Origin of the sequence: Okeania sp. SIO3B5 (genome assembly GCF_010692555.1) — a bacterium.
Lineage (GTDB): Bacteria > Cyanobacteriota > Cyanobacteriia > Cyanobacteriales > Microcoleaceae > Okeania.
This window is the reverse complement of the sequence record NZ_JAAHHG010000297.1, coordinates 1-12,170: the sequence shown is the minus strand read 5'-3', so window position 1 is coordinate 12,170 and position 12,170 is coordinate 1. Positions and strand designations below refer to the sequence as shown.

The following is a 12,170-nucleotide window of genomic DNA, read 5'->3' as shown; positions in this document are numbered from 1 at the left end:
CAGGGACTAGGAAGATGCACCCGATGTCTAATACCATTTCTCAAAAACTTTTCTACATTTTGTTGAGTAGGGGAGTGGGTAGGGATGTTGCATGCAACGTCACTACAGGGAGAAGCAAACATAAGAATAATTAACATTAACTTAGCTGAAATTAGCAAAAAAGTGATTTTGCTTGTACTGATTAGTTGACAACTGAAGTACTGCTCAAGTATAGCAATACTTTTGGGCATTGGTATAATAGATAATGATGACCCAAATACCCAAATATTGAGACGAAAGAAAAAAAAATAGAAAATATAGAGTAGATAGTAAAACTCCGAGAAATTACTTCCCAATACAAAAGCGACTAAAAATTTTATCCAAAACAGACTCTGTTACATCCTCTCCTGTAACCTCCCCCAAAGCATAAATTGCTCCCCTTAAATCTATGGTCCAAAAATCTAGAGGTAAATTATTTTTAATTGTATTTAAACATTGCTCCAAAGCAACTTTCGCCCTAGTTAAAGCTGCTGCTTGCCTTTGATTAATCGCAAAATCTAGATTTTCTGCCTGCAAATTACCCAATTTTACAGAATTAATAATAGCTGCTTCAAGTTCCTCAATTCCTTGATTATTAATCACTGCTGTAGTCACAACATTCTTGATAGTTTCTGGATAAAAAATAGACTCCATAAATTCCGACTTAACCAGGTCAACCTTATTAATTATCAAAATTAAAAAACGATGTTTTACCTGTTGATAAATAACCTCATCTAACTCCGTCCAACCAGAACTAGCGTCAATAGTCAATAAAACAAGGTCAGCAGACTCAGCAGCTCGACGCGATCGCTCCACCCCCATTTTTTCCACCTGGTCTTCAGTTTCTCGAATACCCGCCGTATCCAAAACCTGCACCGGGATACCACCCACCACTAACTGAGACTCTACCACATCCCTCGTAGTCCCAGGAAGATTAGTCACAATAGCGCGATCGCTACGACTCCAGGCATTTAATAGACTCGACTTGCCCACATTCGGACGTCCGATAATAGCGACTTTCAAACCATTGCGTAACAATTCCCCTTGATTTGCACTTGCTAATATTCTTGACAAATCTACCAAAATACTATCTATTTCTTTACTTATTCCCCACTCATCCAAAGGTGGTAAATCTTCCTCAAAATCAATGCGAGCCTCTATCTCTGCTAAAATATCAACACAGTTAGCCCTTAACTGACGAATTGGATTAGCCAACTTACCCTGTAAACCAGCCAAAGCAACTTGAGCAGCCACAGGAGACTGAGAACCCACAAGATCCGCAACACTTTCAGCCTGAGTCAGATCCAATCTTCCATTTAAAAAAGCTCGTAAAGTAAACTCCCCTGGTTGTGCCAGTCGTGCCCCTGCCTCAATACATAATTGTAATACTTGTTGTATGGGGATAATTCCACCATGACAGTGAAACTCAACTATATCCTCACGAGTATAAGAACGAGGAGCTTTCATAATTAATAACAAAGCTTCATCTACTAACTGCCCAGTTTGGGGATGGCGAATATAACCATAGAGAATGCGGTGAGTCTCCCAAACCTGCTTCCCCGGTGCATGAAATAAGGTTTTAGCAATTTTCATTGCCTCAGAACCAGACATCCGGACTATCCCCACACTTCCTTGTTGGGGGATAATAGCAGTAGCGATCGCGGCAATAGTAGTCATTATCAGTTATCAGCTTTTTTCAGTTATCAGCTTTTTTCAGTTATCAGCAGGAAGCTGGAAATACTGAATTTGATTTTTTTCTGTGAGAATAATCATAGCAACAAAAATCATCAGATGATTTATATTATCATAAATTGATAATGAATAATGAAAGCTATCTCTTAATAGATGTTCTCTTAGTATATTCTCCCAGAATTTCAGTAATAATTTGATGATAATTATTTAAAGTATCCAATGAGCGATCGCATCAAGTAATTATTTAATTTTATTAATGTATTCAGGGACTTGGAAATTATTAATATACCAAATAAATTTTACAGGTTATGCTTAAAATAATTGGTGCTTTGTTTTTAGGCAAGTCCCTGACTATTGAGATTAATCTGAACAGTTACTATTGCAAATAGCATCTCCATTTGGAGATTCAAAATATGCTAAACATTCTAATTCTTGAATTTTTTCATCTTTATTGCGGATAACCATCTTTAGATTACTAACTTCTTCTTGAAGTTGATGAATTTCACTTTGATGATTTTGAAATAACTGTCTCATAACTTTAATTGCATGAATTAGATCAAATATTAGACTTAGTGCTAATTTACAGATTTCTTCCATGTTGTTTAAAAATTTTTCCATTGTTATTCCAGATATATTCTTAGGTTGGAATAGTTGAGTTTTTGGAGTATTAGAAGTCAACATTTTTTTCTCCCGTTTTGTAGGATGTGAACTTTGACTATTCCAGCTTAATACCTTTATCTGTGAGGTAGAGGAAATGTGTTCTGGATGTTAAGTTCTGTTAAGGGAATTTATATACACTACCTTCAGCATAAGCTTTTCTCCCATTTTTCCAGGCAACAGAGGAACGCTTATCCCATGTTTTTGATTTCCGTTTTCGACTAGCAGTTCCATTTAATATACAAATTTTCATTGTTAATTTATTAAATCCCTCAAATTCCTTAAATTCCTCAAATTTCTTCTTAAGTAACAATTCCTTATTCTTATCTAACAATTTTTCTCGAATAGCTAATTGACCAGCCATTAATGTCATATTTTGCCATGAGGCAGAAAAATCTTCCCAAGAAAAATATTTTTTTAGCTTTGTAAATTCATCATCATTTGGTTGATAATAACAACCATCTTTCATTCCTTTATGTAAAAATTGTTCGACCAATTTGCTTCCTTTTTGTGCTTTTGTTAAAGATATTTCTTGGTAAGGTTTTAAACACACAGAGAAAATCTCATTCTCATTTTCCTTTAAAATTGCATAAAAAAGCCCATAAGGAGAACTAAACAAATACTCTTGTTGTAATTTTTTTAGGAAAAGGTCAATAAAAATCTTGGGTAATGGCACAGATAAAAAATCAGCAGTAGAAACAATATATCGAAGAAATGAATGGAAAAAATCTACATAAGGATGGACAATTTTTACAATATCCAATAAGGTAATGTAGTATTCTACCAGCAGTTCAATTCCCTCTTCTTCAAGTTTGTCAATTTCTTTATTCTTAAGAGCAATATCTAAACCATCACCTTTGATTAAATTATGTTTTTTTCGCCAAAATTTAGCAATCAAAATATTCCACTTTCTCTGTTTATGCCATGTCTCCTTTTGCTCCTCAGTCCAACATTTTGCCAACAAATTTTCACTCGGTAAACTTTCAATAAGCAGAGCAATTTTTTCCAATACTTCTCTTTTTTCTTGAATCATTTTCTTGCCTCAATTAACTGTAAATAATTTCACAATTTGATTTTTTTCTGCGATAATAATCATAGTAACAAACATCATCAGATGATTCATTTTACAGAGATGTTTCTACATTTATAGTTAACAGCCGTTAACCCCTACAAATTGTTTATAATTCTATATTATACCTAACTCCTAGCTACATTTTGTTGGGTTGCGCTGTCGCTTAACCCAACCTACAATTAATTAAATATCAAACTACAGAAAAACTACCTCATGGCTGCTAAGGACTTTCATGACGATACTGTCAAAACTGCTTTGATCAAAGATTCTTGGACTATTACTGACGATCCACTGGTTCTTAGAATTGGCATTCGTAACGTCTTAGTTGATATGGGTGCTGAAAAATTGATTGCTGCGGAACGAGGTGCTACAAAAATAGCTGTTGAAGTCAAAAGTTTTATGAGTGCTTCTCTAGTTAATGAGCTGGAAAAAGCATGGGGGCAATTTTTTTTATATAGTAGAATACTTAAGAAACAAGACTCATTGCGTCAAATATATTTGGCAGTCGAGCGCAATGTTTTTGAAACTTTCTTTAAGCAGGAAGTCGGACAACTTTTGTTAGAAGAACCTGGTTTTCGTCTGTTTATTTTTGATGCCAAAATAGAGGAAATTATTGAATGGAAACCACAAGTCAACTCCTAGATCAGGAAAAATGGCGTGAAACACTCATCAAAATCTTGCAATACTACGCCGATCTCCCTTGCCGTTATGGTGATGTGAAAACATTTGTGATTGTTAGTAGCGATCGCAACCATTTTCTGTTAGTCAACGAAGGATGGCAAAATGGTCTCCGTTTATATGGTACCGTTGTTCATGCTGAAATCAGAAATGATAAAATTTGGATTCACCACGATGGTATCGAAGATGGCATTACCGATGAACTTGTGGATGCAGGAGTACCGAAGGATAGAATTGTACTTGCTTTTCATCCTCCTGAGATTCGTCAACATACTGGGTATGGAGTGTAATTTCAGTTATGTAGTGTTGGCAGGCGATCGTTATTATTAATCTCACCGTAGGTTGGGTTGAGGTACGTTAGCGCCAGCTTATCCGTTAGGATAAACCCAACAACAAATGTGCAACTCCAACTTTTTTGTTGGGTTGCGCTGCCGCTTAACCCAACCTACATCTAATATCTGGGTATGGGGTGTAATTTCAGTTATCAGTTATCAGTTATCAGTACCTCCTGGAATAAAGAGGCTGGAAATATTGTCATTATTTCTGTTACGAAGTACGGCAGTGGGAGCATCTTGCTCCCGTGCCAGATATTTCTTTTTCCTATATAGTAATGGTATACAGAACTACCTCATTTTTTATGGCTATAATGATTAAAATAACTGCTTAAAGCTATAATATTCAGCAAAAGTAAATTTATTTAAGTATGTTCAAAAATCTCTCACAAATTCCTCAGCAACTACCACCTAAACTGACTACAAAAAAATCTCTATCAAATAGAGATAAAGCACCAAGATTGTATAGATATGGGCGATATTTATACTGGCGTTTCATTCGGATGCGGGGAACTCCAGAATATATTGCTAGAGGTTTAGCAACGGGTGTCTTTGCCGGATTATTTCCAATTTTTGGTCTGCAAACTATAGTGGGTGTAGCACTAGCAACCTTGTTCCGGGGTCATAAAATTGCTGCCGCTGCTGGTACTTGGGTGAGTAATCCCTTGACTTATGTACCAATTTATGCAATTAACTTTCAAATTGGTCGATTATTACTCAACTCTCAAGAGGAATTTATGCCTGATAGTATTATTTCATTTCAAGAGTTAATGAAATATGGAAGTCAGTTTGTAGTAGCTCTATTTTTAGGTTGTTTAGTAATGGGTATAATTTGTGGAACATTCAGTTATTTTGTGGGGTTAAAATTGATTCGTTTGTGGCGTCGCGATCGCCGAAAAAAAAGTTCTCTTCAATTGATTAACAATTTTCCCGATCAAAGCAATTCATAAATGCTGTTTTCTCTTCTTTACCGAAGAATTGTGGGTATGCTCCTCCCCTTTTAAGGGGATAAAAAAAAGATAATTCCGTATTTTCTTGCCTCCTTATGGCAGAGGTACTGATAACTGATAACTGATAACTGATAACTGAAATGACTATTCCCTTTTTATTAAAAAAATATGACAAAATAGGAGCGTCCAATACTTGTACTAAATATGCTAGTTGACAGAACACTACTAGGTCGCTACCGAATTACCGATTTTTTAGGGGAAGGTGGATTTGGAGAAACCTACTTGGCCGTAGATATGGCTTTACCAGGTCATCCCCAATGTGTTGTTAAAAAACTGAAGAAAAATCCTCGTCCAGAAGTTTTACAGATAGCACGACGGTTATTTGATACAGAAGCAAAAACTCTATATGAATTAGGGCAACACGAGCAAATTCCGCAGCTATTAGCACATTTTGAGGAAGATGGTGAATTTTTTTTAGTTCAAGAGTTTGTTAAAGGACATGATTTGGATGAAGAAATAATTCCTGGCAAGCGATTAGATGAAACCTCTGTAATTCGGCTTCTTCTAGAAATACTAGAAATATTAAAGTATGTTCATAATAATAATATCATTCATAGAGACCTTAAACCTTCAAACTTAATGCGTCGCGAGGAAGATAATAAGCTGGTGATGATTGATTTTGGAGCAGTGAAAGAACTCAGCGTTTTAAGCATAAACAAGCAAGGAAAAACAACTCCTACTATTGCTGTTGGTACTCCTATATATATGGCTCCGGAACAAGCGAATGGCTTTCCTAAACTGTGTAGTGATATTCATGCTCTTGGGATTCTTGCTATCCAAGCAATTACTGGTTTATATCTTCAAGAAATACGAAGGGATAATACTGGTGAAATTATTGGTTGGGAAAATTTTCAGATTAGCAAGCAATTAGCAAATGTTCTGAAAAAAATGGTGCGCTACGACTACAAAGAACGCTATAAAAATGCTAGTGAAGCGTTGCAAGACCTGGTAGGTATTTCCTCAAAGCAGCGTAAGTTTCCAGTTAAGTTTATTATCGGTTCAGTATTTGCTGCAATAGCTGGAATATCTTTATTTACTATTATAAAAAATCAAAATCCACGACCAGAATTAATCGGAAATTACAATCAGCTAGAAAAACATTTAAAAAGTCAAGATTGGCAAAATGCAAATCAGGAAACTATAGATATTATGCTGGAAGTAACTAAACAAAATAGTGAAGATGGTGAAGCTTTTTTCAAAATAGATGAAATTGAAAAATTTCCCTGTAAAGATCTAGTTCATCTCAGTCAACTTTGGCAAGAATCTTCCCAGGGAAAATTTGGTCTCAGGGTTCAAAAATCTAAGTATGAAGAAACAGGTAATACCATAGGGGAATACAACCCAAATACTTTTAATGAATTTGGTAAGACGGTGGGTTGGCAACAACAAGGAATATGGATATCTGACCAAGAACTTAATTTTTTTAGTGAAGCATTACCTGGTCATTTACCAAGTGGCAAAATTCTTAGAGATATTTTATGGAAAGGAGAATTATTTTCCCGTATAAATGTCTGCCAAAAAAACAGGTAATATCAAATCTAGTACCATCGGTGTAATTTAGATAGTTAATTTAGGTGTCAGGAGTCAGAAGCCAGGAGCCAGGAGTCAAAGGATCTGCTAATGTCTGAACATAGAACATTTGGTTTGTAAGGAATTAAGTGGGTTTGATATAATTTGTACTTTACAAAAAAACTCTAATTTCTAGCTTGACAATTCTTGAATAAATTGCTACTCCTATGAGTGATTTTTCAAGAGTTTAACTGATAAGTTTAGGTTGGAAATTCTCGTCTTGGGCTTACCTGTCCAGAAAAATTATTAGGAGTCATAGTATGAAAATTAAATTTATACTGTTAACAATAGCTGCAAGTGCAGTTACTTTTGTTAGTATTGTTACATCTCGTCAACCGAGTTTTGCCGGAAACAACAAAGAACTTACTTTGGCAGCAATGACATGGCATTGTTGCAATTCAATGCTAGTCAGAATTATGCTGTCGCCTCTCTAGGGAACTCAACAACTTTTGATGTAGGCGATCCAGTATATGTAGCCGGATTTCCTTTTGAACCTGACTCCTCGGATGCAAATGGATTTGTTTTCCAAACAGGCAGAATCTCTTTTGTATTACAACAACCATTAGAGGGAGGTTATCTCATTGGTTACACTGCCGACGTTGAAAAGGGTATGAGTGGGGGACCAATACTCAATAGTCAGGGTGAAGTTATTGGCATTAATGGTATTTTTGCACACGCTCTCAGTTTCAGCCATCCCTATATATATGAAGATGGTACTCCTCCCAATGATGACCTAAAAGCTGACATGAGGCGCTCTAGTTGGGGAGTTCCCATAGATAAGTTGGCTCAACTTGCTCCCCAGTTTGCCTCAGACAATAGTGTACCAGTAAGGGTTGAGAAGCCTTCCCCAGAACCGATCGCTCAATTGATAGAAACAGTTGATGGTATTGCCCAACAGATTTCTGTGTTAATTACCAGGTCAGACCTGGAAAATGGTTCAGGAGTAATTGTTGCTAAAGAAGGAAACGCTTACTATTTTATTCTTTATCAATGGAAACGTAATATTCTGTCGGATATGGGGTTGTTCCAAGAAGCTCTGGAGGCTGTCGATAAAGCGGTTCAAATTAATCCTGATAACTCTTTTGGTTATTTCAGACGTGCTTGGACAAGGGTCGCGCTTGAAGACTCTGAAAAAGCAACCTGGGAAGAGAAAGACTACGAAGAAGCGATCGCAGATATCAATAAGGCATTAGAACTGAATCCAGGTAATGCCTTTTACTATGTTTCTAAAGGGGCAATATATACAAGGAAGGAAGACTATGCTCAAGCGATAGAATATTTGAATAAAGCCATAGAAGCAGAACCAGATTTTGCCACTGCCTATGCGGAACGAGGACTTATTTATGCGAAACAAGGAAATAGACAGAAGTTTACGGAAGATTTAGAAAAAGCTTTACGCTTACGACCTGATAATGTTCGATTTTACACGATTCGCGGTAATGGCTATTTTGCTCTAGAGGAAAAGCAAAAAGGAATAGATGATTACGATAAAGCTATCAGTCTCGACTCAGAACCGCCACATCAAAGCTATAATTTGCGTGGCAAGCAGCTTTTTAGTCAAGAAGACTATGAGGCAGCGCTGGTAGATTACAACAAAGCCATAGAATTGAACCCAGATCGTGCTTCGTATTACTCCAATCGAGGTGATGCTTACTATCGTCAAGGAGACTATAAGGCAGCTTTGGCAGATTACAACAAAGCCATAGAATTGAAACCTGGTAATACTTTATATAGTGCTTTACTTTACAATAGCCGAGGTCGTCTACTTTTTCAGCAAAAAGACTATGAAGCAGCTTTGACGAATTACAACAAAGCTATAGAATTGAAACCTGGTATTCATTCTTTTTATCCTAACCGAGGTCTTGTACTTTTTCAGCAAAGAGACTACGAGGCAGCTTTGGCAGATTACAAAAAAGCTATAGAACTGAAACCTGATATTGCTATATACTATCTTCACCGAGGTAAGGTATTTTTTGAGCAAAAAGACTATAAAGCAGCTTTGGCAGACTACAACAGAGCCATAGAATTGAAACCTGATAACGCTTTCTATTATTCTAATCGAGGCAAGGTATTTTTTGAGCAAAAAGACTATGAAGCAGCTTTGGCAGACTACAACAGAGCCATAGAATTGAAACCTGATGATCCTTCATCTTACCACTCCCGAGGACTTGTATACTACGAACAGAAAAAACCTAAAATAGCGATCGCAGATTTCACAGAAGCGATTCGTTTACAACCAGAGAAGGCTGCATACTATGAGTCGCTAGCTCTTTCATACAGTCAAAATGGTGAAAAACTAAAAGCTGGCGAAAATTTCCAGAAAGCAGCAACTCTATATGAGCAACAAGGAAACACTGAAGGATATCAAACTGCGGTAAAACGACTAGAGGAAATTCAGCAATTCCTTCAATACTACATAGAACGTGGAGATAAACTTTATCAGCAAAAAGATTATGAAGCAGCAATTAAAAGTTATACTCTAGGACTAAGCAAAGCAAATGTTGCAGGTATTGGTGTTAATTTAGGTGAAGTAAAATTAGGAGGAAAGTTAGTTTTGCAAATAACACAGGTCAATAAAGACTCCCCTGCATTCAATGTAGGTTTAAAGAGTGGTGACATCATTTTAGAAGCTGATGGAAAACTTCTCTTATCTGATAATGCTGACACTTTGTCAAGCTTTATAAATAAATATATAAAAGGAGAGGTTGGAACTGAAGTCACCCTGAAAATTCTAAGAGAAATTAAAGAGTTTACATTGACTGTAATCAGGGTAGGGGATAAAGCCCAAGTGGCTAAACTTCACTCTCGGCGGGCGTCAGCTTATTCGCGAATAGGCAACAATCAAAAAGCTAATGAAGATTTAGAGAAAGCAGCAGCTCTATATCGGGAACAACAATAAAAATAATGGGATGGAAGCATTCAGATATTATCTTAAGTAAAGTCGATATCTGTTTAATAGAGACAGTGAGAGGTAGTAGTAGACGGACTAACTTTTCTAGTATAACCGAGGCGATCGCTCTTTTAGTCAGAGAAAGGAGCGATCGCTTTTTACTAATAACTGAAATGGCTCAAAAATGCTACAATATTTATTAACTGCGTTATTATTGGAGCGTGCCGATCGCTAAAATACCCATGAACAAAACTCAAACCCAATTACCCACAAATACTTGGATGACTGCCACCTGGCAAGAATATATTCAAACTATTGAAGACTCAAGTTACGAAAAAGCTAAAATTTATTACCACAACGGAGAACTTAGAATTGAAATGTCACCATTAGGATACAAGCACGGTAGAGACCATGCACTTATCATCACAGCAATTAATGTATTTGCTGGTATCAAAAACATTAACCTCACCTGTATAGATAATTGCACTTACCGAAAAACAGGGCTTGGAGCAGCTCAACCAGACATTTCCTATTATATCGGAGAAAATGCAGATGTAATTCCTCCCGAAACATCTATTATTAACTTAGATATTTCTCCCCCACCAAATCTAGTTATAGAAATTGCCAATACTTCTCTTTCTGATGATAAAGGGGAAAAGCGTTTGTTGTATGAAGCAATGAATGTTACTGAATATTGGATAGTTGACGTGCAGAAGGTAGAAGTTATTGCCTTTGCCATTGCCAATAGAGGTAGTCAAAGAATTAACCAGTCTCAAGTTTTGCCTGGTTTAGCAATTTCTTTCTTAGAAGAAGTGCTGCAACGCACTCGTCAAGAAAATCAAATCCCAATTTATACTTGGTTATTAAGTCAGTTTCAATAGTAGGAAATAAGAAATAAGAAATAGGGAACAGGAAATTAGGGAATAGGAGTGAAAAACATTTCCGCGTTCTCAAGGAATGTCTAGCATGGGAGTAAGATGCTCCGATGCTAGGTATCCTAAAAAAAATAAAATAAGTTGTCATGTCTCATAGGGTTTCATGTCGGCGATCCTAGCGACAGCTATCTCCCCAAATTTACCAAAAAAAATCATCCCTGTACCTACAGGATAATCTTTTAACTCTCATGCTAAAATCAATAAATTAGTTAACGGATATAATTATGAATATAAAAGTAGTATTAGAACCAAGTGAGGAAGGTGGATATACCGTTTATGTTCCATCACTTCCTGGTTGTATTAGTGAAGGAGAAACTATTGAGGAGGCAATGACTAATATCCAAGAAGCTATAGAACTTTACCTTGAACCCATTGAAGATGAATTTCCTAAGTCGGCAAGAGCGATCGTCAAGGAATTAGCATTATGAGTAAAGTTCCCAATCTTCCCTACACGCAAATTATTGCTGCTTTAAAACGTGATGGCTGGGTAGTAGTCCGTCAAAGGGGTAGTCATATCAAATCCGCCTAATTGCACATAGATCCAATAACCTAATAATCAGGGTTTTAAGCTATTGATTGTGAGGGTATTTAACCAGATTTGATATCACATTCGGTTGCACAAACAAATGCCAGATGGAGTGTTAAAATTGACAGTTCCAGCTCATCGCTCTGTTAAGCGTTCGACTTTAGCCGTAATTTTAAAACAAGCAAGAATAGACCTTGAGAAATTCCTAGATTTGTTGTGAAGAAAGCTGATTGATTTGAGGTTAACTTTTTCTAGATGGTTTAGTAGCGATCGCTGCTCAAATATGCTTGGTTTAGGAAAGAGCGATCGCTAATCATACGTCAAAATTAAAATAAGTCTATTTAACCAATTTAATTATTATTCTCCTCTAAATTCTTGAAAAATTTTATAACTTTGACAAATTGCTTCTAAACAAATATCCCCTTCCAAATAAAACTGGATTAATGGAGTTGTTAAATGTTGAGAATTAGTGAAAGGATAAGATAAAGATGATAATACTTCAGAAGCGGTTTCAGATAACTGTTGAAGTTTAACTTCTCCCACCCAAAAACAGTAACCTGTCTCCTCATAATTAAGAGGTTGAGAAAGAACAAGATGTACAATTTGATATAGTTCAATGGCTACATCCCCTACTTCCGGACCGTAAGTAAAATCAAGACGTAATCCAATATTTTTAGGAATCATAGAAATACCAACTAAATCAGCACTTTTTAAGTCTTCTAAAAAAGTAGTTAAATTAGTAATAATAGTAGAAGTCATAGAATTAACTTTTCTCCTGTACTGTGTGTATT

At 36.2% G+C, this 12,170-nt stretch carries 16 protein-coding genes; 11 read left to right on the top strand and 5 right to left on the bottom strand.

What is annotated here, in order from left to right:
* The 4 genes from F6K54_RS29145 to F6K54_RS29130 form a co-directional block, all read right to left on the bottom strand.
* Nucleotides 1–230 (bottom strand): hypothetical protein (locus F6K54_RS29145; protein ID WP_293085586.1); only part of this gene is annotated, 230 nt, incomplete at its 3' end.
* A gap of 94 nt (nucleotides 231–324) precedes the next feature.
* Nucleotides 325–1,695 (bottom strand): tRNA uridine-5-carboxymethylaminomethyl(34) synthesis GTPase MnmE, encoded by a 1,371-nt coding sequence (gene mnmE / locus F6K54_RS29140; protein ID WP_293085583.1) that lies wholly within the window; start codon nucleotides 1,693–1,695, stop codon nucleotides 325–327.
* A gap of 375 nt (nucleotides 1,696–2,070) precedes the next feature.
* Nucleotides 2,071–2,391 carry a hypothetical protein gene (locus F6K54_RS29135; protein WP_293085580.1) on the bottom strand — a complete coding sequence of 107 codons (321 nt, stop codon included), beginning with the start codon at nucleotides 2,389–2,391 and terminating at the stop codon, nucleotides 2,071–2,073.
* A gap of 97 nt (nucleotides 2,392–2,488) precedes the next feature.
* Entirely contained in the window at nucleotides 2,489–3,400 is a 912-nt protein-coding gene (locus tag F6K54_RS29130; protein ID WP_293085577.1) for a hypothetical protein, read from the bottom strand.
* A 252-nt stretch (nucleotides 3,401–3,652) separates the two neighbouring features.
* Between F6K54_RS29130 and F6K54_RS29125 the strand changes: the two genes are divergently transcribed.
* The 11 genes from F6K54_RS29125 (at nucleotide 3,653) to F6K54_RS29080 (ending at nucleotide 11,599) form a co-directional block, all read left to right on the top strand.
* Nucleotides 3,653–4,081, top strand: a complete 429-nt coding sequence (locus F6K54_RS29125) for an element excision factor XisH family protein (protein ID WP_293085574.1) — start codon at nucleotides 3,653–3,655, stop codon at nucleotides 4,079–4,081.
* Entirely contained in the window at nucleotides 4,057–4,407 is a 351-nt protein-coding gene (locus F6K54_RS29120; protein WP_293085571.1) for a XisI protein, read from the top strand. Before F6K54_RS29125 ends, F6K54_RS29120 begins: the two co-directional genes overlap by 25 nt.
* A gap of 413 nt (nucleotides 4,408–4,820) precedes the next feature.
* Entirely contained in the window at nucleotides 4,821–5,399 is a 579-nt protein-coding gene (locus F6K54_RS29115) for a DUF2062 domain-containing protein (RefSeq protein WP_293085568.1), read from the top strand.
* Nucleotides 5,400–5,603: 204 nt separating this feature from the next.
* The gene (locus F6K54_RS29110; protein WP_293085566.1) at nucleotides 5,604–6,989 is read left to right on the top strand and encodes a serine/threonine-protein kinase; all 1,386 of its coding nucleotides are present in this window, start codon (nucleotides 5,604–5,606) and stop codon (nucleotides 6,987–6,989) included.
* Nucleotides 6,990–7,288: 299 nt separating this feature from the next.
* On the top strand, nucleotides 7,289–7,462 hold the full coding sequence (locus F6K54_RS29105) for a hypothetical protein (protein ID WP_293085563.1): 174 nt from the start codon (nucleotides 7,289–7,291) through the stop codon (nucleotides 7,460–7,462).
* Complete coding sequence (locus F6K54_RS29100; RefSeq protein ID WP_293085560.1) at nucleotides 7,411–9,927, top strand: tetratricopeptide repeat protein; 2,517 nt, start codon at nucleotides 7,411–7,413, stop codon at nucleotides 9,925–9,927. Before F6K54_RS29105 ends, F6K54_RS29100 begins: the two co-directional genes overlap by 52 nt.
* Before the next feature lie 5 nt (nucleotides 9,928–9,932).
* Nucleotides 9,933–10,121, top strand: coding sequence for a hypothetical protein (locus F6K54_RS29095; RefSeq protein WP_293085556.1), 189 nt, complete (start codon nucleotides 9,933–9,935; stop codon nucleotides 10,119–10,121).
* A gap of 39 nt (nucleotides 10,122–10,160) precedes the next feature.
* Nucleotides 10,161–10,799, top strand: coding sequence for a Uma2 family endonuclease (locus F6K54_RS29090; RefSeq protein ID WP_293085554.1), 639 nt, complete (start codon nucleotides 10,161–10,163; stop codon nucleotides 10,797–10,799).
* A gap of 278 nt (nucleotides 10,800–11,077) precedes the next feature.
* Nucleotides 11,078–11,281 carry a type II toxin-antitoxin system HicB family antitoxin gene (locus F6K54_RS29085; RefSeq protein ID WP_293085551.1) on the top strand — a complete coding sequence of 68 codons (204 nt, stop codon included), beginning with the start codon at nucleotides 11,078–11,080 and terminating at the stop codon, nucleotides 11,279–11,281.
* Nucleotides 11,278–11,382: a type II toxin-antitoxin system HicA family toxin gene (locus tag F6K54_RS43225; RefSeq protein WP_366558259.1), complete on the top strand. Its 105-nt coding sequence runs from the start codon at nucleotides 11,278–11,280 to the stop codon at nucleotides 11,380–11,382. Before F6K54_RS29085 ends, F6K54_RS43225 begins: the two co-directional genes overlap by 4 nt.
* 85 nt (nucleotides 11,383–11,467) lie before the next feature.
* A complete protein-coding gene (locus tag F6K54_RS29080) occupies nucleotides 11,468–11,599 on the top strand; it encodes a hypothetical protein (protein ID WP_293085548.1) in 132 nt (43 codons plus the stop codon).
* Nucleotides 11,600–11,736: 137 nt separating this feature from the next.
* Here F6K54_RS29080 and F6K54_RS29075 read toward each other — a convergent pair.
* Nucleotides 11,737–12,170 (bottom strand): hypothetical protein (locus tag F6K54_RS29075; RefSeq protein ID WP_293085546.1); only part of this gene is annotated, 434 nt, incomplete at its 5' end.